Source organism: Paenibacillus glycinis, assembly GCF_009909185.1.
Taxonomy (GTDB): domain Bacteria; phylum Bacillota; class Bacilli; order Paenibacillales; family Paenibacillaceae; genus Paenibacillus_Z; species Paenibacillus_Z glycinis.
This window is the reverse complement of the sequence record NZ_JAAAMV010000003.1, coordinates 1-24245: the sequence shown is the minus strand read 5'-3', so window position 1 is coordinate 24245 and position 24245 is coordinate 1. Positions and strand designations below refer to the sequence as shown.

At 60.1% G+C, this 24245-nt stretch carries 25 protein-coding genes, 1 tRNA gene and 1 riboswitch; of the genes, 21 read left to right on the top strand and 5 right to left on the bottom strand.

Annotated elements, in window-relative coordinates; genetic code table 11:
• The first annotated feature begins 14 nt into the window (after positions 1-14).
• The 5 genes from GT019_RS06810 to GT019_RS06790 all read left to right on the top strand — a co-directional run bounded on the left by GT019_RS06810 (position 15) and on the right by GT019_RS06790 (position 6085).
• Entirely contained in the window at positions 15-1187 is a 1173-nt protein-coding gene (locus GT019_RS06810; protein ID WP_161742216.1) for a galactokinase, read from the top strand.
• 101 nt (positions 1188-1288) lie between these two features.
• Positions 1289-2281, top strand: coding sequence for a UDP-glucose 4-epimerase GalE (galE, locus tag GT019_RS06805; RefSeq protein WP_161742214.1), 993 nt, complete (start codon positions 1289-1291; stop codon positions 2279-2281).
• Positions 2282-2330: 49 nt separating this feature from the next.
• On the top strand, positions 2331-3911 hold the full coding sequence (locus GT019_RS06800) for a UDP-glucose--hexose-1-phosphate uridylyltransferase (protein WP_161742212.1): 1581 nt from the start codon (positions 2331-2333) through the stop codon (positions 3909-3911).
• Between the two features lie 134 nt (positions 3912-4045).
• Positions 4046-5383 (top strand): UDP-glucose dehydrogenase family protein, encoded by a 1338-nt coding sequence (locus tag GT019_RS06795; protein ID WP_161742210.1) that lies wholly within the window; start codon positions 4046-4048, stop codon positions 5381-5383.
• A gap of 240 nt (positions 5384-5623) precedes the next feature.
• Positions 5624-6085: a hypothetical protein gene (locus GT019_RS06790; RefSeq protein ID WP_161742209.1), complete on the top strand. Its 462-nt coding sequence runs from the start codon at positions 5624-5626 to the stop codon at positions 6083-6085.
• 137 nt (positions 6086-6222) lie between these two features.
• On the opposite strand, the gene GT019_RS06785 is transcribed toward GT019_RS06790, so the two are convergent.
• Positions 6223-6453, bottom strand: coding sequence for a DUF1128 domain-containing protein (locus GT019_RS06785; protein ID WP_161742207.1), 231 nt, complete (start codon positions 6451-6453; stop codon positions 6223-6225).
• 158 nt (positions 6454-6611) lie between these two features.
• On the opposite strand from GT019_RS06785, the gene yyaC reads away from it, so the two are divergent.
• From yyaC to GT019_RS06735, 10 genes are all read left to right on the top strand, one after another.
• A complete protein-coding gene (yyaC, locus tag GT019_RS06780; protein ID WP_161742205.1) occupies positions 6612-7205 on the top strand; it encodes a spore protease YyaC in 594 nt (197 codons plus the stop codon).
• Between the two features lie 28 nt (positions 7206-7233).
• Entirely contained in the window at positions 7234-8073 is an 840-nt protein-coding gene (locus tag GT019_RS06775; RefSeq protein ID WP_161742203.1) for an alpha/beta fold hydrolase, read from the top strand.
• 17 nt (positions 8074-8090) lie between these two features.
• On the top strand, positions 8091-8762 hold the full coding sequence (locus GT019_RS06770; protein ID WP_268896029.1) for a DUF6483 family protein: 672 nt from the start codon (positions 8091-8093) through the stop codon (positions 8760-8762).
• Between the two features lie 17 nt (positions 8763-8779).
• Complete coding sequence (locus GT019_RS06765; protein ID WP_161742199.1) at positions 8780-9988, top strand: class I SAM-dependent methyltransferase; 1209 nt, start codon at positions 8780-8782, stop codon at positions 9986-9988.
• 115 nt (positions 9989-10103) lie between these two features.
• Complete coding sequence (locus GT019_RS06760; protein WP_235947109.1) at positions 10104-11777, top strand: histidine kinase N-terminal 7TM domain-containing diguanylate cyclase; 1674 nt, start codon at positions 10104-10106, stop codon at positions 11775-11777.
• A 95-nt stretch (positions 11778-11872) separates the two neighbouring features.
• Positions 11873-12487: a GGDEF domain-containing protein gene (locus GT019_RS06755; RefSeq protein WP_161742197.1), complete on the top strand. Its 615-nt coding sequence runs from the start codon at positions 11873-11875 to the stop codon at positions 12485-12487.
• A gap of 34 nt (positions 12488-12521) precedes the next feature.
• On the top strand, positions 12522-13604 hold the full coding sequence (locus tag GT019_RS06750) for an HD-GYP domain-containing protein (RefSeq protein ID WP_161742195.1): 1083 nt from the start codon (positions 12522-12524) through the stop codon (positions 13602-13604).
• Between the two features lie 44 nt (positions 13605-13648).
• Positions 13649-13742: riboswitch (cyclic di-GMP riboswitch) on the top strand.
• Between the two features lie 85 nt (positions 13743-13827).
• The gene (locus tag GT019_RS06745) at positions 13828-14541 is read left to right on the top strand and encodes a PilZ domain-containing protein (protein WP_161742193.1); all 714 of its coding nucleotides are present in this window, start codon (positions 13828-13830) and stop codon (positions 14539-14541) included.
• A 179-nt stretch (positions 14542-14720) separates the two neighbouring features.
• Entirely contained in the window at positions 14721-16817 is a 2097-nt protein-coding gene (locus GT019_RS06740; protein WP_161742191.1) for an O-antigen ligase family protein, read from the top strand.
• An 80-nt stretch (positions 16818-16897) separates the two neighbouring features.
• Positions 16898-17254, top strand: a complete 357-nt coding sequence (locus tag GT019_RS06735) for a hypothetical protein (RefSeq protein ID WP_201755270.1) — start codon at positions 16898-16900, stop codon at positions 17252-17254.
• Positions 17255-17346: 92 nt separating this feature from the next.
• Here the strand turns inward: GT019_RS06735 and GT019_RS06730 are convergent, their stop codons facing one another.
• Together GT019_RS06730 and GT019_RS06725 are read right to left on the bottom strand one after the other, a co-directional pair.
• Positions 17347-17658 carry a dehydrogenase gene (locus GT019_RS06730; RefSeq protein ID WP_161742776.1) on the bottom strand — a complete coding sequence of 104 codons (312 nt, stop codon included), beginning with the start codon at positions 17656-17658 and terminating at the stop codon, positions 17347-17349.
• A 181-nt stretch (positions 17659-17839) separates the two neighbouring features.
• Positions 17840-18286, bottom strand: a complete 447-nt coding sequence (locus GT019_RS06725; protein WP_161742189.1) for a cupredoxin domain-containing protein — start codon at positions 18284-18286, stop codon at positions 17840-17842.
• A gap of 171 nt (positions 18287-18457) precedes the next feature.
• Here GT019_RS06725 and GT019_RS06720 point away from each other — a divergent pair, with 171 nt between their 5' ends.
• The 4 genes from GT019_RS06720 (at position 18458) to GT019_RS06705 (ending at position 22786) form a co-directional block, all read left to right on the top strand.
• Complete coding sequence (locus GT019_RS06720) at positions 18458-19066, top strand: DedA family protein (protein ID WP_161742188.1); 609 nt, start codon at positions 18458-18460, stop codon at positions 19064-19066.
• A gap of 210 nt (positions 19067-19276) precedes the next feature.
• Positions 19277-19843, top strand: a complete 567-nt coding sequence (locus GT019_RS06715) for a thioredoxin family protein (protein WP_161742186.1) — start codon at positions 19277-19279, stop codon at positions 19841-19843.
• A gap of 1 nt (position 19844) precedes the next feature.
• The gene (locus tag GT019_RS06710) at positions 19845-20477 is read left to right on the top strand and encodes an MBL fold metallo-hydrolase (RefSeq protein ID WP_161742184.1); all 633 of its coding nucleotides are present in this window, start codon (positions 19845-19847) and stop codon (positions 20475-20477) included.
• Positions 20478-20545: 68 nt separating this feature from the next.
• Positions 20546-22786 (top strand): Tex family protein, encoded by a 2241-nt coding sequence (locus GT019_RS06705; RefSeq protein WP_161742775.1) that lies wholly within the window; start codon positions 20546-20548, stop codon positions 22784-22786.
• Positions 22787-22952: 166 nt separating this feature from the next.
• Here GT019_RS06705 and cmpA read toward each other — a convergent pair whose 3' ends face one another.
• Together cmpA and GT019_RS06695 are read right to left on the bottom strand one after the other, a co-directional pair.
• Positions 22953-23087: a cortex morphogenetic protein CmpA gene (gene cmpA, locus GT019_RS06700; RefSeq protein WP_161742182.1), complete on the bottom strand. Its 135-nt coding sequence runs from the start codon at positions 23085-23087 to the stop codon at positions 22953-22955.
• Positions 23088-23201: 114 nt separating this feature from the next.
• Positions 23202-23555, bottom strand: a complete 354-nt coding sequence (locus tag GT019_RS06695; RefSeq protein WP_161742180.1) for a hydrolase/acyltransferase — start codon at positions 23553-23555, stop codon at positions 23202-23204.
• A gap of 106 nt (positions 23556-23661) precedes the next feature.
• On the opposite strand from GT019_RS06695, the gene GT019_RS06690 reads away from it, so the two are divergent.
• Both GT019_RS06690 and GT019_RS06685 read left to right on the top strand, forming a co-directional pair.
• Positions 23662-24141, top strand: coding sequence for a SprT family protein (locus tag GT019_RS06690; protein ID WP_161742178.1), 480 nt, complete (start codon positions 23662-23664; stop codon positions 24139-24141).
• A gap of 28 nt (positions 24142-24169) precedes the next feature.
• A tRNA-Asn gene (locus GT019_RS06685) sits at positions 24170-24245 on the top strand.

Here is a 24245-nt window from a genome sequence, read left to right as displayed (position 1 = left end):
AGCGGTGCGGCATAATGGCGAACCTGCAAGAACTGAATCAACGATTTCTGAACGTATACGGCGAATCCGCCGAACAGATCGGCGTCTTTCACGCCCCGGGACGCGTCAATCTGATCGGCGAGCACACGGATTACAACGGCGGCTACGTCTTCCCGGCGGCGCTGACGTTCGGCACGACGCTGCTGATCCGCAAGCGCGGCGACCTTCAGCTCGGCCTTGCCTCGACGAATTTCGCGGAGCACAAGCATCTGCCGATCGCCCCGATCGTCTATGACGAGGCGGACGACTGGATGAACTATCCGAAGGGCATCGTCCACGAGCTCGAAAGCCGCGGCGTCGTATTCGGCAGCGGCTACGACCTGCTGTTCCACGGCGAGATCCCGAACGGCGCTGGCCTCTCGTCCTCCGCGTCCATCGAGGTCGTCACGGCGTACGGACTGCTGACCATGGAAGGCCTGGGGACCGATACGGTCCAAATCGCGCTTCTGTCGCAAAAATCCGAGAATGAATTCAACGGCGTGCAATGCGGCATCATGGACCAGTTCGCGGTGGCGAACGGCAGGAAGGACCATGCGATCCTGCTGATGTGCGATACGCTGGAATACGACTTGGTGCCGTTCAACTCCGGCGATTATCAGCTCGTCATCGGCAATACGAACAAACGCCGCGGCTTGGTGGACTCGAAGTACAACGAGCGCCGCAGCCAATGCGAGCAAGCGGTCCAAGATTTGAAAGCCGCTTTCCCGCATCTCACGCTGCTCGGCCAGCTGTCGCTCGCCGATTTCAACGCGAACAAGCATCTGATCGGGGACGACGTCGTGCGCGCCCGCGCGGAGCATGTCGTGGAAGAGATCGACCGCGTGCTCCAATCCATGAAAGTGCTCAAGGCGAACGATCTCGCCGCATTCGGCGAACTGATGAACGCGTCCCACGATTCGCTCCGCGATTTGTACGAAGTGACGGGCGACGAGCTGGACGCGATGGTGGCGGCGGCGCGCACGGTCGACGGCGTGCTGGGCTCCCGCATGACGGGCGCGGGCTTCGGCGGCTGCACGGTGTCCTTGGTTCATAAGGACAGCATCGATGCGTTCAAGGCCGAAGTCGGCCGTCAGTATACGGATGCGACGGGCTTGGTTCCGGAATTCTATGTCTGCGCGATCGGCAACGGCGTGGAGCGTTTGGCCTAAGAACCAGGGGAGTTCTTGGCAGCGAAGGTCAGGCTTGGGTGGAACGAATCGGCCCGGATCGCGGCGGTTCGGCTTTGAATAGAGAAGGGAGAGAGATCAACATGGCAGTATTGGTAACGGGTGGCGCGGGCTACATCGGCTCGCATGCGGTAGCGGCGCTTATCGAACGGGGCGAGGACATCGTCGTCGTCGACAACCTGCAGCAGGGACACCGGGAGGCGGTGCTCGGCGGCAAATTGTACGTCGGCGATCTGCGCGACGCCGATTTCCTCGATACGGTATTCGGCGAGAACAGCATCGACGCGGTGATCCACTTCGCGGCGAATTCGCTGGTCGGCGAGAGCATGAAGGATCCCGGCAAATATTATCATAACAACGTCTACGGCACGCTTTGCCTGCTGGAGCGGATGAACGCGCACGGCGTGAAGCGGATCGTCTTCTCGTCCACGGCGGCGACTTACGGCGAGCCGGAGAACATTCCGATTCACGAGGACGACCGCACGCTGCCGACCAACACGTACGGCGAAACGAAGCTCGCGATGGAGAAAATGATGAAATGGTACGACGTCGCTTACGGCGTCAAGTACGTCTCGCTCCGTTACTTCAACGCCGCGGGCGCGCATGCCGGCGGTCGGATCGGCGAGGACCACAGCCCCGAGACGCATCTGGTGCCGCTCGTGCTCCAGACCGCGCTCGGACAGCGCGCGCATATCTCGGTCTTCGGCGACGACTATCCGACGGAAGACGGCACCTGCATCCGCGACTATATCCATGTCAGCGACCTGGCGGACGCGCATGTGCTGGCGGTCGATCGGCTGCGCACAGGCGGAGACAGCGCCGTCTACAACCTCGGCAACGGGACCGGCTTCTCCGTGAAGCAGGTCATCGACATCGCGCGCCAAGTGACGGGCCGCGAGATTCCGGCCGTTACAGAGGCGCGCCGCGCGGGCGACCCGGCGGTGCTCGTCGCTTCGTCCGACCGCGTCCGCAAAGAACTCGGCTGGAACCCGACGCGCAACAAGCTGGAGGACATCATCGGCAGCGCGTGGGCGTGGCATCAAGCCAACCCGAACGGATACGACGACAAGCGATAACGCTTCGGAAGCATAGACTCCCCGCAGCGGGAAGGAGCAATGACAGAACATGACGGAACAACGGACACCCGGCACGAACGACGTGCTATTACTGATCGAGCGGTTGGTGCAATTCGCGGCGCAGCGCGGCATGATCGAGCCGCCGCTCGACGCGTACGCCTCCAGGAACGCGCTTATCGACCTGTTCGGATTGACCGAAGCCTACGCCGGCGAAGTGCCGGAGGAGCGGCTGGAGAGCCCGGTATCGCTGCTTGAGCCGCTGCTCGATTACGGCGCCTCCATCGGGCTGATCCCCGACGATACGATGACCTTCCGCGACCTGCTGGATGCCCGCATCATGGGGCTCTTGATGCCGCGTCCGTCCGAGACGGCCGCGCGGTTTCGCCGCACGGCTGAGGCAGACGGGATCGTGAAAGCGACCGACGATTTCTACAGGCTCAGCATCGATTCGAATTATATTCGCATGGACCGCATCCTGAAGAACCAGTACTGGGAACAGCCGACGGCGTACGGCAAGCTGGAGATCACGATCAACCTCTCCAAGCCGGAGAAGGATCCGCGCGAGATCGCGCTGCTCAAGACGATGGCCCCGAGCAACTATCCGAAATGCCTGCTGTGCGCGGACAACGTCGGCTATGCCGGACGCGCCGACCATCCCGCGCGCCAGAACCTGCGCGTGGTGCCGCTGGAGCTCCAGGGCGAGGCATGGTACTTCCAGTATTCGCCTTACGTGTACTATAACGAGCACAGCATCGTGTTCCACGGCAAGCATGTGCCGATGCGCATCACGCACGACACGTTCGCGCGCCTGCTCGATTTCGTCGATGCGTTCCCGCATTATTTCATCGGTTCCAACGCGGACCTGCCGATCGTAGGCGGCTCGATCCTGAACCATGACCATTTCCAGGCGGGCCGCCATGTGTTTCCGATGGAAACGGCTGCCGTCGAGCGTGCCTTCGTCCGACCTTCGGGCGACGGCTTGACGTACGGCATCGTAGCTTGGCCGATGAGCGTCGTGCGGGTGAACGGCAACGACAAGGCAGCCGTATTGAAAGCCGCTGGCGAGATTCTCGATGCGTGGCGCGTATACAGCGACCCCGAAGCCGATATCTACGCCTTCACGGAGAAGGACGGCGCGCAGGTGCCGCATAATACGATTACGCCGATTGCCCGTCTGCGCGACGACGGCCGTTACGAGCTGGATCTCGTGCTCCGGAACAACCGCGCGAGCGAGGAGCATCCGGACGGGATTTTCCACCCGCACCAGCATTTGCATCACATCAAGAAAGAGAATATCGGCTTGATCGAAGTCATGGGGCTTGCCGTCCTTCCGGGCCGGCTCAAGACCGAGCTCGGGCAGATCGCCGAACTGTTGACGGGCGAGACGGCGTTCGACGCGGTTGCCCTGCAGAGCGGTCCGCTCGGCAAGCATGCCGCCTGGATCGACGCGATGATCGGAGAGCATGGGGCCAAGCTGTCGCCCGATCAAGCGGAGGCGCTGCTGCGGGACGAGGTCGGACGCAAATTCCTCGACGTGCTGAAGGATGCCGGCATTTACAAGCGGACGGAAGCCGGGCAAGAAGCGTTCGCGCGGTTCCTGCTCTCGCTCGGACTGGAAGCGCAGCGGTAGAGCGAATGGTTGCAAGCGATGGTTTCGGAGCCTGGACGGCTTCGAAACCATTTTTTATATGGCATTAACGTTTCTCTGCTATGCTGATCCTCGGAAAACAAAATCGCGAATGCGGCCGACGGGAGCGAGTAGAGATGAGAATTGCTGTAATCGGAACGGGCTATGTGGGACTTGTATCGGGGGCTTGCTTCTCTGAGCTGCATAACGAGGTCATCTGCGTCGACAAGGACGCGTCTAAAATATCCGTTCTGTCGCGCGGCGAGATCCCGATTTACGAGCCGGGGCTGCAGGAGCTCGTCATACGCAACATGGAAGCGGGAAGATTGGCGTTTACGTCCGACCTTCAGTCGGCCGTCCGGCAGTCGGAAGCCGTTATTCTCGCCGTGGGAACGCCGTCCTTGCCAAGCGGGGAGGCGAATCTGGAAATTATCGAACAAGCCGCGCGCGAAATCGCGGCCGCGATGAACGGATACAAGCTCATCATGGTCAAGAGCACCGTCCCGGTCGGCACGAATCACCGGCTTCAAGCGCTGGTCGCTTCCATCGCGAAGTTCCCGTTCGAGATCGTCTCCGTGCCCGAATTTCTGCGCGAAGGCTCGGCGGTCGGCGATACGTTCCATCCGGACCGCATCGTCATCGGCGCGGACCGGAGCGAGGCGGCGGAGATCGCGGCAGCGCTCCATCGTTCGTTGACCGACCGTATTTTCGTCACGGATATCCGCAGCGCCGAGATGATCAAGTACGCGTCCAACGCTTTTCTGGCGACGAAAATTTCCTTCATCAACGAGATCGCGAACATCTGCGAGAAGGTCGGCGCGGACGTGACGAAGGTCGCGGAAGGCATGGGCTACGATCGGCGGATCGGCCATTCCTTCCTGCGGGCCGGCATCGGCTACGGCGGATCGTGTTTTCCGAAGGATACGCAGGCGCTCATTCAAATCGCCGGCAACGTCGATTACGAGTTCAAGCTGCTGAAGTCCGTGGTCGACGTGAACCGGGATCAGCGATTCAGCGTCGTTCATAAGCTGCGGCGCATTTTCGGGGAGCTGGAGGGGCGGACGATCGCGGTCTGGGGACTGGCCTTCAAGCCGAACACGGACGATGTGCGGGATACGCCGGCGCTGGATATCGTGCAGGCGCTCGTCGGGCTGGGAGCGAATGTCCGCGCCTGCGATCCGGTCGCGCTGCCGAACTTCAGAAACGGCTTCGACCACGAGCGGATCGCGTGGTGCGAGGATGCATTGGAGGCGGCTGACGGCGCGGACGCCGTATGCTTGTTGACGGAATGGCCGGCATTCGCCGACGTGGATCTGCAGCAGCTCCGGCAAAGGATGAGCAGGCCGGTGCTCATCGACGGGCGCAACCTGTTCTCAGCCGAACAACTGGAGCATGCCGGCTTCATCTACAGCTCGATCGGCCGCCCTGCGCTTAACCGGGGAACGGCGGAGCAGGCGGACGACAAACCGGCGTGAACGTAACCGCAAGCCGCGCTATCCGCTTCGGAGTTCGCGAAAATCGGAAAATAAATCCTCGTTTCCTCGAAAAGGTTGTTCGAAGCCGCGACGCTTCGGACAACCTTTTATGATTTCTCAATATATTTCGCGTTTACGACAAAAGAACTGGAATATTTTTATATTAAAAAAAGGAAAAATGAATGTTATGGCGAAAATAAATGCAGAAGCGTAATTTCCAGATCCGGGGGGACAATATCGATGCCGCAGCCAATCTTACCGATTGAGGAGTTTCTTGCCTTATCGACCGATGAGCAAGTAGAGAAATTAAAGCAGTGGAAAATGGACTACACGCTAAAGGATATTCGCGACGCGTGGGGGTTCAAGCATTCCGCCCAGTATTATATGCTTCTGAAGAAGCTTCGCATTTACGAGCGGGTCGTGAACAAATCGGATAAATTTTCGCCGGAGCAGCTTTTGGCTTCGCGCAATACCGCCGATGCTTATGCAACGGGCGCTTACTCGGGCGGAGGGCGGCTTGCTCCCGAGGATCAGTTCGGTTACGAGCTGAACGTGACGCTGAGCGGGCCGGAGCTCGCGGAGAAGCTCGAACGGCTCGCGTATTTCCTGAAAGGCGAGAACAAGACGGTGAACGTCAAGCTGTCGATTTCCGCCTCGGGCGCCGCCCCTTCCGGGGATTTCGAAGAAGGGATTGAATCCTAGCCGCGCAAAGGCCGGCTGATCCTGCTGGCATTTTCAGTAAAATAGTGGAAAAAAACAAAACCGGACGCGCTGCTCGCGTCCGGTTTTAAATTGTAATACTATGTCGGTAAATGGCATTAATTGTAATTATGTGGAAACTATTTCGATTCCCGCAGCTGCCCGAGCTCCGACACGATCGCTTCGACTTCGCTGATGCTGAATTTGTCCTTGCCCGCCACGATTTCGTAGATGTCCAGCAGGTCCTCGTATTTATCGAGACTGAAGTTCGATGCCTGCATGGCGGCTCCGGAGGCCATGCGCAGCTTGGTTTTGATGGCTTCGATCATGAAGGCGACGTTTTCCGCGTTCGGTTCTGCCAAATTTTGCATTCTATCTCTCCTTTCCCGATGAACGGACTGATTGATCGTATTGTAGCATGCCGGGCGGACGGCCGCTACTCCGGCCGCGGGCGGACTTTGTTCGATTTGATGCCGCATGGGGATTTCGGTACAATGAGGACAGTTGGAACGGGGAGGAAGCATGAAGCATGGGTAATCGGGCCAAAGCCCGCAGGGGACGCTCGGAAGATCCGGTGTTCCGTCAGCGCGTCGCGATCGACGGAGTGGCGGCTTTTTTGCGAAAAGCGGCCGCCGTTCAGCCGGACCGCGGCCGCGTGGCGTTCTTGTGCATCGGAACGGATCGCTCCACCGGCGATTCGTTCGGACCGCTCGTCGGCACACTGTTGGCGCAAGCCGGCTGGCTGCACGTCATCGGCACGCTGGAGGATCCGTGCGACGCGGACCGGTACGACGCGATGCGTTCGGCCGTTCCGGAGGGCTGCATGACGATTGCGGTCGATGCTTGTTTGGGTAAGAAAGAGGAAGAACCGGGCTATATCGTCGGCGAAGGACCGTTGTTTCCGGGACAAGCGGTCGGGAAGAGGCTTGCGCCCGCGGGGCATTACAGCATCGCCGGCATCGTCGGACCGAAGAGCGTGAAGCCTTATTGGACGATTCAGCATGCCTCGCTGCGCGAAGTCCTCGGCATGGCCCGCGCCTTGGCGAGCGCCGTTCAAGCCGCCTGGGACCAGCCAGAGGTGCTCTCCATGCGGCTGTCATCCATTCATTCGCAGCATCTATAACAGCTTTCAAGGGAAGGGAAAATTCCTCATGACCACGGATCAACGTTCTATCGCAAACCTGTCGTTCGCGGCGCCCGGCGGACGGACGATCGCCTATTACGACTCGGCCCCTTCCGCAGGGGGGACCGGCAAAACGATCGTACTGCTGCACGGTTTCTGCGGCAGCTCGGCTTATTGGGAAGCGGTGCTGCCGCAGCTTGAAGGGGCGGGGCGGGTCATCGTGCCCGATCTTCGCGGCCACGGCCGGAGCTCCGCGCCCCGGCAGCCCGTTTACGCGATGGAGGATTTCGCGTCGGATCTCGAGCAGCTGCTGGCGCATCTCGATGCCGGTGCGGTCTGGCTATTCGGCCATTCGCTCGGGGGATATGTATCGCTGGCCTTTGCCGAACGGAACCCGGACAAGCTGGCCGCTTTCGCCCTCGTGCATTCGACGGCGAAGCCGGACGGCGACGAGGCGAAGGGCAATCGGGACAAGGCCGCGCAAGCGCTGCGCTCGGACGGGATCGATCCTTTCGTGACTGGCTTGGTCCCCAAACTGTTCGCGCCGGCGCACCGGGAATCGATGGCCGAGCGGGTCGAGCGCATGATCGACGTCGGCCGCGGCACGGACGCCGAAGGCGCGGCGGCCACCGCGCTCGGCATGAAGGCGCGCCCCGACCGTACCGGCGTGCTGGAAGGACTCGCCGTTCCCGTCCTGCTCGTCGCGGGCTCGGAAGACGGCGTCATTCCGCCGGCCAATACGTTTACGGCGGACGGACCGCAGGTGAAGCAAGCGCTGCTTGAAGGCTGCGGCCATATGAGCATGACGGAGGCGCCGGATAAGCTGGCCGCCGCGCTGCTCGCTTTCTTGGGAAGACGCGAGGCTTAGGACCGGCAGCTGCCGGAATGGGGGGATGGCATTTGTTTCAGAGGGATTTCTTTATGCGCATGATCGAGCAGATGGGAGAGGCGGCAGGCGTGATCATGGGCCTGCGCCAGCAGCGCAAGCACGAAGAGGCGCTGCTCGTCATCGACGATTTATTGGATCGGCAGTTTCGCATGAACGGCAAGTTGATCCGCCAGCTCTCCGATGCCGACCTCGTCCGGATGATGACGACGAACGGCGTGGTGGAAACGGCGAACCTGAGCGGAGTCGCATTATTAATGAAAGAAGAGGCCGCGATCTTGAACGAGCTCGGCCGGACGGATCAGAGCTATCCGGTCCAGCTGAAGGCCTTCCACCTGTTCATGCGCCTTGCGCTGCTGGATGCGCCGGCGCTGCTGCGGACCCCGTCGGAGGAAGCCGCTGATTTGGCGCAGCAGCTGGACGGCTACGAGCTGCCGCGGGCGACGAAGCTGCTCATGTGGGAATGGTACGAGGGCGACAAGCGGTACGATGATGCCGAGAACATTCTCCACGAGCTGGTGGAGGACGGCATGGTCGAACGGGAGGACGCCGAGGAATTTTACCGTCGGCTGCTTCTGCTGCCGGACGAATCGCTCGAAGCGGGCGGCTTGCCGCGGGACGAAGTGCTCGAGGGTCTGGCACGAATCAAGCAGGACTATGAAGCGGTTTAGGAGCTGAAGGACAGAAGATGGAAAGCAAGGAACAATGGCAGCGCGACGTCGAGCTGTGGGTAGCGGAAGGAAGACTGAAGGGAGCGACGTTCAGCCAGCTGCGGCGCAAGGACGGCGGCATCCCTGCCAAGACGGTCATTCGTCCGGTGGAACTCAAGGGCTCGCTCCACTACCAATTTCAATATTACAAGGACAATAAAGTGACGCACGAGAACGTTCCGCAGGCGCAGGCGGCGGAACGGATGGCCGAATGGCTGATCCTGCACTACCGCCAGGCGCTGATCCGGTCGGACGATGCCGACATGCAGGTGCTGTTCAACAAGAAAGGCAAGGCGGCGGTGCTCAGCAAACCGTCCGCGCTTGCTCCCGAGGCCAAGGGCGAGGCGCTTGCGCATAACCGGCAGAAGCAGCGGGTCGTGCAAGAAGGCGAGGCGGCGCCGTTTCTGGTCGAGCTCGGCATCATGACGAAGGACGGCCAGGTCATCGCGAAGAAGCAGGACAAGTTTCGCCAGATCAACCGCTTCCTTGAAATGGTGACGGACGTGCTGCCTCATTTGCCGGCCGACCGGGAGATTACGATCGTCGATTTCGGCTGCGGCAAGTCCTACCTGACCTTCGCGCTCTACCATCTGCTTGCCGTCAAGCAAGGGCGACGGATATCCGTCGTCGGCTTGGATTTGAAAGCGGACGTGATCGCCTTTTGCACGGAGCTTGCCGAGAAGCTCGGCTACGACCGGCTGCGTTTTCAAGTGGGAGATATCGCCGATTACAAGGACCAGTCAGAAGTCGACATGGTGGTAACGCTGCATGCCTGCGACACGGCTACGGACGCCGCGCTCGCCAAAGCGGTGGAATGGGGCGCTTCCGTGATCTTGTCCGTGCCCTGCTGCCAGCACGAGCTGTTCAAGCAGATCGCCAACGAGACGATGAAGCCGCTGCTCTCGCACGGGTTGCTGAGGGAACGGTTCACCGCCCTCGCGACGGACGCGATCCGCACGCAGCTGCTGGAGGTACTCGGTTATCGCACGCAGCTGCTGGAATTCATCGATCCGGAGCATACCCCCAAAAACATGCTGATCCGCGCCGTCAAAACCGCGGGCGGCAAAAGCGACGCCGACGTAAAATGGCAGGAATACGTAGCATTCCGCGGCATGCTGCAGGTGTCGCCTTATTTGGAGCGGGCCTTGGAAGAGCGGCTCCGGCAAGCGATCGGGGATGTCAAATAAGATAACAACTCATGTTGTCGAATATCTGAGCAGTGTGATAGAATGGAAGAGTGTTTTTGAAAATTGTCCCAGGCCTTTTTTCATAGAAAATTATATAGTGATTTGGGTGGAGTACATGGGACTTATGACAGGGATGGATTTGAGCTTACTCGTATGTTTGGTTGCCATCTTCATCTATGTGTTCGTCAAGAACGTCATCACTACGCAATATAAAGTCTACCTGCTCTTCCACTTCTTCATGATGATTTGGCCCATCGGTCAGATCGGCGTCCACACGACAGATCGCCCACACCTTCAGATTATCTACATCACACTATCCTTTGTCGGATTTTCAATGCTTGGCTTTGGCTGGCTGCTGTTCGCGAAATTTCTGGTGAACGGCACATACTACAGGCCGGGCCGAAACGTCGTTCTGCTTATGTTTACGCCGTCGCTGCTGCTGTCCGCGGCCATGATCTGGAACCCGGCAAACTTATTCGTTGCGCCAGTCGATGACAATTACAGCGAGCGGGTCTATGGTCCTATATTTTGGTGCATGCTCATGCTGCTGGTATCTTATTATCTCTATTCGCTCTACCAGCTCTGGAAGGCATACCGTTCCGAAGCGAGGCAAGCCGACAAGGCGCGCATCTTCAACGCGCTGATCGGCATCGTGATCATGCTGGGCCTGCCGACGCTGGACCTGGCCATCAACGTCGGCTTGGATCCTTGGCTTCCGGTCATCCCGGGACTGACCACGCTCGGCATCGTGCTGTCGGATTTGTATTTTCTGTTTTCGCTGCAGAAGCACCGTTCGTTCGATCTCGTCAAGGTGGCGCAGCAGGACGTGGTCGATACGCTGTCCGTGGGCATCGTCGTGCTGGACGAGGAAGATTTCGTCATCGAGATGAACCGCAATATCAACCCGGACCTCGCCATCGCGCTCGGCAAGCGGCTCGACATGGCGTCGCTGCTGGCGGGCCGATCGCTCGACGCAAACGCCGGCGAGGCGTTTCTGCGCAGCTACGGCGAGCATTCGAGCGAGCGCATACATACCGAGATCGCGCTTGGCGCGGGGCCGGGGCCGAAGCAATTCCTGTCCCTCCATGCCGCGCGAATCATGGTCGGCGGGAATTTGCAAGGAAGAGTCATCACCCTTCAGGACATCACGGAGCTTAAGTCGCTCGTACTGAAATCGCAGGAGCACAACACGTCGCTGCAGGAGCGGAACCGCGCCTTGATTTATATGCAGGACGAGCTGTTTCAGGCCAATCGGAAGCTCGAGCAGATGGCCATCACGGACAGCTTGACGGGCTGCTTCAACCGCAGGTTTCTGATGCAGCAGCTGGAGCACGAGGTATTGACCAACTTGAGGTACAAAATCCCGTTCGCCGTCTTTCTGTTCGACATCGACTTGTTCAAGCTCGTCAACGATACCTACGGGCATGTCGTGGGCGACGAGGTCATCCGGCGCACGGCCGAGGCGGTGCGCGGCGCATTGCGGCGCACGGACATCCTGGCGCGGTACGGCGGCGAGGAATTCGCCGTTTACCTGCCTCACACGAACAAGGATCAGGCGGAGCTGCTCGCGCAGCGCATCCGTCAGGTGGTGGAGTCGAACGAGGTGCCGACGGGCCGGGGCCGCGTGCCGATTTCCGTCACGATCAGCATGGGCGTTCACGTGGTCGAGGAGCAGACGGACCTGCAGATCGACGACGTGAAGACGTACTTGAAGGATTTGTTTTCCAAGATCGATTCGGCTCTCTACAGGGCCAAGGACAACGGGCGTAACAGGGTCGTCAACCATTAAGATGGAAGGGGATCAGCGAAATGTCAAAGAACGGACGTTTGATAGCAACTGTCGCAGCATTGGGAATGACATCGGCAGCAGCGGGTCTGTGTTACATGGCGTCTCAACCGGGACATTCGCTGTTTCCCGTCGAACTCGGGCTCGGCGCGTTCGCGGCGGTCATGCTGCCTGGGGGATGGCTGCTGGGCCGCAGTTACGACCGTTTGAAGATCGATGCGACGATAGACTCCCTGACGGGGGCTTACAACCGCAGATTCATAGAATCGACGTTCGGGCGGCTGCTCCGGCAGGCGAGCCGAAAGCGCAAACGGATGTCGGTGATCATGCTCGACGTCAATGATTTTAAAGAAGTGAACGATCGTTTCGGTCATCAGCAGGGCGATTCGGTGCTTGCGCTCATCGCGGAGACGCTTCGAAGCTGCTCCGACCGCGGGGAGATCGTCGGCAGATGGGGCGGAGACGAATTCATCCTGATTTGTCCCTACGCGGATGACAAAGGAATGGATCGGATAACCAAACGGATTCATGATCAGCTGCTCGGCGTTTCCAGGCGAATCGGACTTCGGCTGTCAGTCTCGGCCGGCAATTCGATTTTCCCGGATCAGGGGAAGGATTTAAGCCAACTGACGAACGTTGCCGATAAGAAAATGTATGCGGACAAGTATGTATGCAAAATGAAAGAAACCGAACCGGCAGCGCTGCAGGCATGAACCGTTAGCACGCGATAAAGGCGGGAGAACATCAATGAGGAAAATACACATTAACTCCGTTGCTCCGGGAGAAACGCTTGCCCGCCCTATTTTGCAGGAGAATGGAAACGTGCTGCTTGGTGCCGGCGTGGAGCTAAGCCAACGTTTCATAGACAGATTGATGGGGCTTGGCATCGATATGCTGTTCATAGACGACCCGCTCACGGAAGGATTGGAGCCGCCTTCCGCCATCCAGGACGACACGAGGAAACGGGCGTCGGATACGATATTCAAAACCATGACCTCGATCATGGATCAGCCGGTCATCAAAGGCCGGACGATCGCGCCCGAGCTTGGGCGAACGTTTCGCAAAGTATTCGGCGATATCGTGCAGGATCTCGTCAGGCGCCAAGAAGTGATGGTCAGCTTGACGAACATTCACGTCGCCGACAGCTATTTATTCCATCATTCGCTTAACGTCGCGATTCTCGCAGGTATTATGGGCTTGGCGAAAGGGTATAATCGAAATCAACTGGAAGAATTGGGAATGGGCGCGCTGATGTTCGATATCGGCATGACCCGGATACCGAAGGAGCTGCTGAAGAAGACGGGCGCCTACACGCCGGCGGAACGCAGCCAGATGGAGAAACATACGGAGGAAGGCTTCAATATCATCCGGGCGCAGCACGACATCTCGCTCCTCTCGGCGCATTGCGCGCTTCAGCATCACGAACGCTACGACGGCTCCGGTTATCCGCGCAAGCTGAAGCGGGAAGAAATTCACGAATACGCGCAGATCGTCGGAATCGCCGACGTCTACGACGCCTTGACCTCCGCGAGGCCGCACCGCAAACGATTTACGCCGACCGAGGCGATCGAATTTTTGTTCGCCGCGGGAAACACGTATTTCGATTTGGACTTGATCAAGATTTTTTGCAGGCATATCTCGATTTACCCCGTGGCCACGACGGTGCTTCTCAGCACCGGGCAGATCGCGGTCGTCGCGGTCAACAATCCGCTGGCGGTACATCGGCCGATCGTGCGCATTATTCGGGAACCCGACGGAGCTCCGCCTCCGGCCGCGTACCAAATCGACCTCAAAGATGAGCACAGCCTCATGATCGTCAAAGAAGTGTAGAAGTGTAAACGGCAAAGCCGATCGTCATTCAACAACTTCATAGACATCGATACTAGCAAACTTGCCGAAAGACAAGGACGCAAAGCCAAAGGGTCTAAGGTTCGCCTCGCGCGGACGACTGACAGCCTGGCTGCCGAAATGTACCCGAGCTGACGCCCGGGATCAGGAAGCGGCTCCATGCAGTAGGAAGCGCTTTTTTTCATTATGGAGGAGGAAACGGAGAATGGCAGGAGGCATGAAGGCAAGGACTCATGACGTTTACAACAGCGACAAGGCGAAGTTCTCGCTTAAGTCGCTGCTTCACAGCCGAACGGTCGTCGAGAAGGAAGGGTATGTGTCCACGGGCATCCTGGCGCACGCCGAAGGCGATATGCTGGAAATCGAACTGAGCGAGTTCAGAAACTTCGAGCTGGGCGACCCCGTCAATCTGACCGTATACTCGCCGGTGGGCATTCATCGCCTGCGTTCGTCGGTGATTGCGAAGGCAAACGGGGCATTGGCGGTACTCTTCCCGGAGCGCTCGTTCGCCGGGCTGGAGGAAAGGCGCGAATCCCCGCGCGTGGACGTCGTCGTGGAGGGCACGCTGAAGCACAAGCAATCCGAGACGGTCATGGTCAGAGGCGAAGCGCATACCGTGGAGATCGAAGAGGAATTCGAGCTCGCGACGCGCAATATCAGCGATTCCGGGGTGGGCTTCCGCCTGCTGTTCGGACCGAAGCTTCAAATCGGCGAAATCTTCGACGTGACGCTGGCGCTGGAGTCGCGACTGGCCTGCAGGCTGGAGATTATCCGCAAGGAAGAGAACAACCAGCGCGAAGGGTACGGAGCGCGGTTCGTGGATATGGACGAGCAGCAGCGCCGGGCGATTCGGGCGTTTCTCATTCGCGAACAGGTGGGCGCGTATTTCCGGCTCAAGCAGCAGAAAAACGAGCGGTAAGCAGATGAACCATCGATAAGCAGAAGCGCCATTGCTGACATCAGGAAGACGTTAACCGGGGGAGCCGGCGGCGTCTTCCTTTTTTGAACATGGCGGCACCTGCCGCGGGGGAGCGCGGCGGCTGCCGGCGCGCGTACGGAAAATGGGGGAAAGACGGGTCGCCCGGGAGAAGGTGCAAGATGCGAAACGCGTTGCATGGAATAGGATCGGCGGCCGCGGCCGCGGTGCTGACGGAAGGCGCTTGGCGGTACGGCTTGTTTTTTGACGAGCCGTTTTATCGTCTGGCATCGACGCTGTGCATCGGAGGTTTGGCGGTCGTCGGTATTTTCGGCTGGCAGCGCATGCGGGCCGATCGGCGGCATAGCCGGATCGAGCTGACAGACATCCGTCCCGCCGTGTCGGGGCTGTTGTTCGCCGCGCTGCTCTACGCGTTTGCGCTTCTGCATGAGCCGGCATCCGTGCTGGGCACCCTGCAGCAGGCGTTTCGCTACTGCGCTTATGCGGCTTATATGCTGCTGCTCTATGCAGGCTTCGGGCCGAGAGGCAGACGCGTATGGCTATCGGCGGCGCTGCAGGCATCGGGCATCGTCGTCGTCGGCTGCGCGTTGGCCGGCTGGATGGGGGCGTTGTCTTTTCCGGCCATGATCATGACGACGGGCGACGGGCGAGTGTCGGCGGTCGGCGCAAGACTCGGGGGCTTCCTGCAGTACCCGAACTTCTTGGGGGCGGCGGCCCTCGCGTATCTCGTATGGAGCTGGCTGCTGCTGGTGCGGACGGGGACGAGATGGGTTTTCGGGCTGGCCGCTTGCAGCGTCTTGCCGTACTTCCTAGTCGGCTTGTTGACGGAGTCGCGCGGCGCTTGGCTGGCCGCATCGGTCGTATGGGCAGCTGGCGCCGCGCTCATGCGGGGCAAGGGGCGCATCGGCTGGCTGCTGTACAGCGGCTGGACGCTGTTGTGCGGAGGCGCTGCTTGCCGGGTTGTCGTCGGGGCGGGCTTGCGCGGTCCGGGGAATGGCACCGCAGGCGGGGCGACGGTCGCGGAAGCGCTGCTCCTGCTGCTTCTATTCGCGGTTTCGGCGGCCGGCTTGTTCGGTTTGCGCCGATTCGTCCATAGGAGCGAAACCAAGCAGAATGCAGTTGCTGCGTGGGCCGGTTGGGTGCTGTCGATCGCCGGTCTTGGACTGCTTCTTCCGCCGGCGATCTACGGACGGATGACGGTCGGGAGCACGGGCGGCGGGACGGCCGGCGCGCGGGAGCTGTTTTATCGCGATGCCTGGAGACTCTTCCGCGAAGCGCCGCTCTTCGGAAGGGGCGGGGATGCCTGGCGAAGTCTCTTCGCGGGGGTGCAGTCGCAGCCGTATGTCGGCAATGAAGTGCACAACGGGTATTTGGAAGTCGCGCTAGATCTCGGCGCGGTCGGCGCGGCGGCGGGCGTCGTCATTATGGCCGTGCTGTTGCGACCCGTCTGGAAGAGCGACCGGACGGGACTGCTGCCGATCGGCGTGCTGCTGCTGCACGCAGCGATCGATTTCGATATGTCCTTCGGCTACTATTGGCTGCTGTTGACGAGCTGGATCGTGTATTACTCGAGCGGGCCGGACGAGGCGAAAGAGGTAGCTGCTGCCGGCCGCGTCGGACAACGCGGCCGACGGTTCTGGCGCGGAGCGCGGGCCGCGACGTTGGCCGCGGCCGCCGCTTGCTTCGCCGCCGGAGCTCTGCTCGGCTGGCGGTTCGATGCCGCCGCGCGGCACCGCGAGGCGGCGGCCGCCGTCTCGGGCGCCGCGCGCACGGCCGCGCTCCGCGCGGCGCTCGAGGCGAATCCGTATTGGACGCGGATTCGCCTCGAGCTGGCCGTGCAGGCGCCGCCGCCGGAACGGGCGGCGCTGCTGGCGGCCGGACTGCGCTATGAGCCGCAGTCCGTTCCGCTGCTGTGGGCGCTCGGCCGGCAATCCGCCGAGCGCAAGGACGTTCGCGGCGCGGCGGCTTACATGCGCCGCGCTCTGGCTGCGGACCGCTTCGACCGGGACAAGCAGACGGAAGCGGTCGTGACGATGGCGCGGCTCGCGCAGGAGCTGCGAGCCGACTCACGCTTCGCGGAAGCGCGCCTGGCGGCCAACGCGGCCGAAGCCTTCTTCGACGGTTACGAGTCGCTCGACCGCGACTATGCCGCGAACGACCGCCGGTTCGCGGTCTCCGCGGCCGCCAAGGCCGCCGCGGAGCAGAACCGCCAATTGGCGGCCCGGCCGGAAGCGCTCCGACCATTCCCTCAAGAATAGGCGGACCGACCTAAGATTGTCCACGCCTCCGGAGTGCTCGTCGCATATGCTGTAGCAATTCCCCTTGAGGAGTGATGACAGTGACGACTCCACGCGTAAGACCGAAGCTCTACGTGCCGAGCTCGGGTAAAACCATCCGGCGCATGGTGCCGCGGAAGCTTGTCCAACAGACGGGACCGATCTTTGACCGGCTGACGGTCGTCTGGGTGCAGAACAACGGCGTTTCGTTCAATACGTCGGGCTTCTTCGCCCGTTTGATCCGCAACAACCGGGTCGTGGCCACGGCTGCCTTCGATCCCTTCGGCGTCGTGCGGTTTAACCAGATCCAGACGCTGACGGACGTGTCGTATACGATCCGCACGTTCAATGCCAACGGCGTCCTGTTCCGGTCCCGCTTCATCCCGGCCAGGGTCGAAACGTTCGCGATCATCGGCTGACGCATCGATTATCCCTCATTCGCGACAACGGCAGCACGGCTCTCTCGAAGAAGATGAGCCGTGCTGCCGTTCCATGTCTTGCGGTCCGGGGGTCATCCGCCGAAAGCGTCCCGGAATGCCGCGCACAGCTTCTCCCGGTTGACGTCCCAGAGCTCGGCGATCTCGGCGCTCACGTTCTCGTCCCACCAGTCGGAGAGCAATCTGCGGTTGCTGGCATTCTCGTGGATCCACATCAGGTTCAGAAATACTTTCTGTACATAAAGCTTCTCGGCGATGTCCAGTTTTTCCTTCGGAATGTAGACGCCAAGCCGTTTGACGGTCCGGTACAGCTCGTTTTCGCAGGCTCGTTTGATTTTGCGCGCGCTGGGCAGGGCGGATGCATGTTTTTGGGTAGATGGTTTTATCGTGACCGACTCCTCTCTACCCCTATATATGCGCCCTGAGGGCCTGGCGTCACCAGCCGTCGGGCCGGCGAGTCACTGCGCCTCCTCGCGCGTCGCTGCCTCTCTGCGAGCCCATCGATCATCCGTGGCATGCTGCGAAACGCTGCTGCGATCGCCGCATGCGGTCAAGCTTTGCTCCGGGCTACATCACCGTAATATATCCGACCATCGGCCCGCCGTTCGCGATCGACGTGTGGGTCAGGCATTCGATGGCGAAGGTGCCGCGCTGATCCGCCGTGAAATGCACGACGGTCGTTCGGCCCTTGTTCACCGTGCCTTTGATGCCGAGCTCTTGAATGGCGAAGGGGTGGGACGCGCCGTTCACGCCCGTGATGCGGAGCTCCACGGCTTCGCCTTTATGCACGACGATCGAGGCGGGATCCCAGCGGTACACCTCCAGCTCCTTTCCGCCCGGCATCGTCGTTTTGAATTCGCCGGTCACGAGCTCGAACACCTTCGTTTCCTTCGGGGCGGACATCGCCGCGCGCGATTGGTTCCAGCGGAGGCAGACCGCCGCGAATACGATGAGGAGCAGCAGGAGGTAGATCAACCGGAGCTGTTTTTTGCTGACGACGAAAATATTGGACATCTCGCTTCACCTTCCTTTACAGGTTCGAAACCTCGTTACTGCCAGTCTATGTACGGGCTTGGACATCGATGACAGCGCTGGAAGGGATGTCCGCAAGTATGCTAGAATACCGTAAGAGAGACGGAATCATACGTTTGGCGAGACACAAAAGAGAATGATAGGAGATGAAGAATGAGCTGGTTTCATGATCTGGTTAATACCCTGCTGAATTGGATTGAAGACCTCGGATACTTCGGTATCTTGATCGGTCTGATGATTGAGGTGATTCCGAGCGAAATCGTGCTTGGCTACGCGGGTTACCTGGTGTCCCAGCATTCGATTTCGTTCGTCGGCGCGGTGCTGTTCGGCTTGGTGGGCGCCGTGGCGCAGCAGTGGATCCTGTATGCGATCGGGCGTTACGCCGGCCGGCCGTTCTTCGAGAAATACGGCAAATACATCAAAATCAAACCGAAGCATCTCGATATCGCCGAGCAGTGGTTCCAGCGTTACGGAGACGGCATCGTCTTCACGGCGCGTTTCGTGCCCGTCATGCGCCAGGTGATCTCGGTGCCGGCCGGGATGGCGCGCATGTCGTTCTGGCGGTTCACCGCGCTCACCGGGCTCGCTTCTATTCCATGGGTGCTGCTGTTCGTCTATTTGGGCCGTTCGCTCGGAGACAATTGGGAGGATATCGGCGAGAAGGCGGCGCCTTACGTGCAGCCGGCGATTTTGATCGCCCTCGCGTTGCTGATCGCGTACGTGGTTTACAAAGTGCTCAAGCGCAGAGGGAAATCGCTCTAACCGTTTGTGCGCGGCGTGCCGCGTTTGATACAATTGGACTCAGAGGAAGCTTCGATCCGACAAGAGCATAGGTTTTATCAGAGCTTTGACTTCACCGGGACTTCGATTTAACGAGAACATCGATTTTAGCGGAGCATCGATTTAACTGCTCGCCAGAACGCGGATTTTATCCGTACACCGGGAAAACCGGAAAACAAGGAGGCGTTTACGATGGGGAAAAACGTAGCCGACAAGCTGGGCAAGGGCATCAGCCCGCAGCAATTCATCGACGGCATGACCAAGAACCAGGAAGCGTTCAAAGATTGGGGCAGCCGGTTTGAATGGGCGAACGCGGAGGACCGCGAATTTTTCGAATCCATTCAGAACCGCGACGACCTGCGCTGCGTCATCATCGCCGCGGATTGGTGCGGCGACGTCGTCCGCAACGTACCGGTCGTGTTCAAGGCGCTCGAACTGACCGGCATGCCGGTAGAAGTGCTTATCATGGAAGAGCATCTCGACGCGATGGACGAGTTTCTGACCTTGGGCGGGCGCTCGATTCCGGTCGTGCTGATCGTGGACACCGGCGGCGCGGTGCTTGGCCAATGGGGGCCGCGCCCGACGTACGTTCAGGAGCCCATGGTTGCCTTCAAGCAAGCGAATACGGACCGCGAAGCCGCAGACTACCAGGAGAACCTGACGGCAGCGCGACAAGAGATCGGACGCCGCTACGGTGATGGCACGGCGTACCAACAATTGATCGTCTCCGAGCTTCGCTCGCTGATCGCCTCCGTCTAAGATGCGCATCGAAACCTTTACCCTCGGGCCGCTGCAAACGAACTGCTACCTCATCACCGAGGACGCCGGTAAGCGCGCGTTCGTGGTCGATCCCGGCATGGGACCGAAGCGCTTAATCGAGCGCATCCGCGAACGCGAACTGACGATCGAGGCGATCGTGCTGACGCACGCCCACTTCGATCATATGGCCGGGGTCGAAGACATGCGCCAAGCATTCGGCTGCCCCGTCTATCTGCATGACGAAGAAGCCGACTGGCTCGAGGACGCCCGCAAGAACGGTTCCGCGCGCTGGGCGGACGTGACGCCGCCGCTCACGACGGCGCCTGCGGAATTCGCGCTGTCGGAAGGCCAGCAGCTGGAGCTGATCGGGCATACGTTCCGGGTCCTGCATACCCCGGGCCATTCGCCGGGCAGCGTGAGCTTGCTGTGCGACGGGCATCTGATCAGCGGGGACGTGCTGTTCAAGCTGTCGGTCGGACGCACGGATTTGCCGGGCGGCAAGGAACGCGACCTGTTCGATTCCATCCGCACGAAGCTTTATAAGCTTGACCCTGCGGTTCGGGTATATCCCGGCCACGGCCCGCAGACGACAATCGGATTTGAAATGGCAAACAACCCTTACGTGCCGGCCTAACCGCCGGTACGAAGGGTTCTATTCGTTCTTGATGGAGGAATCGCACCGTGGCTGAGACGAAACAGCGGATGAAGGATGAAGATACGGAAGGAACCGGCGGCAGGGTCGAGTTGACGCCGGAAGAGCAAGCCGCCGAACAGGCGGCCATCGTCAAGCGGGTATCGGCGGAGCTCAATCTACCGCACGGCAAAGTGAAATCGGCGGTCGCGCTGCTGGACGAGGGCAATACGATTCCGTTCATCGCCCGCTACCGGAAGGAAATGACCGGCGAGCTCGACGAGAACGAGCTGCGCGCCATCGAAGAGAAATTGCAGTACATGCGTAATCTGGAGCTTCGCAAGCGCGAAGTCGTCCGGTTGATCGACGAGCAGGGCAAGCTGACGGACGAGCTGCGCGGCGCGATCGTCGCCGCCGTGAAGCTGCAGGAGATCGAGGACCTGTACCGGCCTTACCGGCAGAAACGCAAAACCCGCGCGAGCGTCGCGCGCGAGCGGGGACTCGAGCCGCTCGCGCAGTGGCTGCTTTCCCAGCCGCGCCAAGGCGATCCGCTGCAGGAGGCGGCAAAATACGCCGACGAGGCGAAAGGCGTCCCCACGGCGGAAGACGCTTTGCAAGGCGCGATGGACATTATCGCGGAGCAGCTGGCGGACGACGCCAAGACGCGGGCTTGGGTGCGCAGGTATACGTTCGACCACGGCGTGCTCCGCACCGAAGCGAAGGATGCCGCCCAAGAAACGGTCTACGAAATGTATTACGCCTACCAAGAGCCGCTCAAGCGGCTGCCGCCGCATCGCACGCTCGCGATCAACCGCGGCGAGCGCGAGGACGTGCTGCGCGTCGCGCTGGACGTGCCAGCGGACAAAATCCGCGATTACATGGACCGCCAGCTGCTGCGGATGGGGACGGCTGCCGGCGTGCGTTCCGCGCTCCTGTCGACGATCGAAGATGCGTACAAGCGGCTGATCGCCCCCTCCATCGAACGCGAGGTGCGCGGCGAGTTGACGGAGAAGGCGGAGGAACACGCGATCGGCATCTTCTCGGCCAATCTGCGCAATCTGCTGCTTCAGCCGCCGGTGCGCGGCAACGTCGTACTGGGCGTCGATCCGGCTTTCCGGACGGGATGCAAGCTGGCCGTCGTGGACGAGACCGGCAAGCTGCTCGAAGTGGCCGTTTCCTATCCGACGCCGCCGAACAACAAGGTGGCCGAGGCGGAGAAGCTGATCAACGGTCTGATCGACCGCTACCGCGTCGGACTTATCGTCATCGGCAACGGCACGGCGTCCCGCGAGACGGAGCAATTCATCGCGGGCCTGATCGGCAAGCGGAAAGCCGACAAGCTGCCGGGCGCGGGCGAGCTGAAATATATCATCGTAAATGAAGCCGGCGCGAGCGTCTACTCGGCTTCCAAGCTCGCCGCCGAGGAGTTTCCGAAGCTCGACGTGGCCGAGCGCAGCGCCGTGTCCATCGCCAGGAGGCTGCAGGATCCGCTAGCCGAGCTGGTCAAGATCGAGCCGAAGGCGATCGGCGTCGGGCAATATCAGCATGACGTCAGCCAGAAACGGCTCGAAGAGACGCTTGGCGGCGTCGTGGAATCGGCGGTCAACCATGTCGGCGTCGACGTCAACACGGCATCGCCGTCGCTGCTGTCGTACGTGGCGGGCATCAATGCGACCACGGCCAAGAATATCGTGAAATTCCGCGAAGAATCCGGCATCTTCACCGACCGTAAAATGCTGCAGAAAGTGCCGCGTCTCGGGGCCAAGACGTACGAGCAGTGCATCGGCTTCATCCGCGTGCTCGAGAGCGGCAACCCGCTCGACCGGACGCCGATTCATCCGGAATCCTACGCCGTCGTCGATAAGCTATGCGGCATTCTGGGGCTGAAGCTGGAGCATCTGGGCAGCGATTCCTTCCGCGAGGCGCTGAAGTCGATCGAGACGGATAAAGTCGCCGCCCAGCTCGGCGTCGGCGTTCCGACGCTGCGCGACATCGTCGACAGCCTGCTGCGTCCCGGCCGCGATCCGCGCGAGGAGCTGCCGGCGCCGATCTTTCACACCGACGTGCTCAGCATGGAAGACCTGACGCCGGGCATGGAGCTGCAGGGCACCGTGCGCAACGTCATCGATTTCGGCGCCTTCGTCGATATCGGCATCAAGAACGACGGGCTCGTCCATATCTCGCAGCTGAGCGGCAAGTTCGTCAAGCATCCGATGGACGTCGTGTCCGTCGGCGATACCGTGACGGTATGGGTGCTCGGCGTCGATACGAAGAAAGGCCGGGTCAGCCTGACGATGCGCAAGCCGGGCTGATCGTTCCGGAGAGGATTCGCGCCGGCTTCCCGAGCGAGGCCAGGGAGGCGCTTTGGGCCGTTCTCCAACTTCCCGATAACGTCAAAAGGGTGTTATCTCCGAGCAGTCGCGTTAGACGTCACTGCAGAGAGATAGCACCCTTTTTTGAGAATAGATCGACCGCTGCCTATAGACTTGCGGAATCGTCTTCCGGACGTTGACTGGTACGATAGAAATACCAGCAGTCGTTCAATAATCGGATCTGCCGGCGGTCCTTCTTCAAAAATGCGCGCATCAGTTGGTTGCACAGCCATTGCGGCATCGCCTTCGCCCTCCTTCCAGCCATCGCGTGTTGTATTAAGTAGTGTATGGAGGTAGGCGAATGTCCGTGCAGGTCCAACCGGTTTTTGTCGCAGAAAAGTCCGTTGCCCGTCGCTTAGAGGTCGTATTCCTCTTCGTACCATTGCTCGAGCTGCGCCTGCAAGGCGCGGATTTCCGTCAGCAGGGAGATCAGCGGGTACGATTTCTCTTCAATAGAAGCGAAATCCCGTTCCAGGCGATTCACGTAATCCAAGCCCGAGTGAATAGGGACGGAGTTGTCGTGAAGCTCGACATCGGCGCACTCCGCGATCGCGTAAGGCAGCACGGGGACATGGCTTGCGGTCAGCTTGTCGATTTCTTTATGGAGCCTTAGATTGAGCGCGCTTAGCTGGTAAGCGTGCGAGGCGGGCATTTCGACGAAAGAAACCTCTTGTCCGCTTTGTAAGACGATATATCGCATAATGGCCAATTCAAAAATCTCCCTTCAATATCGTTCCGATCAATACCTCTTGACAGTGTAGCGTATTCGTCCTTTAAAATTCAAGTATAACTGTTTATCGTAAGGAGATTGAGGCATGCAGGATCATCTGTTGCAGGAATGGGTGGAACGCGTATCGCTGCAATATTTCGGGCTTCCGTTCCGCCACCGCGCCACTTTTAACGGAAGGCTCAAGTCAACCGGCGGCCGGTACTTCACGAAGACGCACGACATCGAGATCAGTCCGCACCAGCTGCGCAATTACGGCGAGGAAGAGACGGAGAAGATCATCAAGCACGAGCTGTGCCATTATCATCTGCATCTCCTGAAGCGCGGCTACAATCACCGCGACACGGACTTCAAGCAGCTGCTTGCCAAAGTCGGCGGCTCGCGCTTCTGCAGGGCGCTGCCGGCCGGGGAGAAACGCAAGACGGAGCCGTACCGGTTCAAGCTGCAATGCCGGAGCTGCGGCATGGAATACATGCGCAAACGCAGGACGGATCCGCGGCGCTACGCGTGCGGAAAATGCCGCGGTCAATTAATGCTTTTTCAGCTTGACTTCATTTCTCAGACATGATACATTATTTCTTGTCACTAATTACTATTCCCTGATAGCTCAGTTGGTAGAGCACTCGACTGTTAATCGAGTTGTCACAGGTTCGAGTCCTGTTCGGGGAGCCA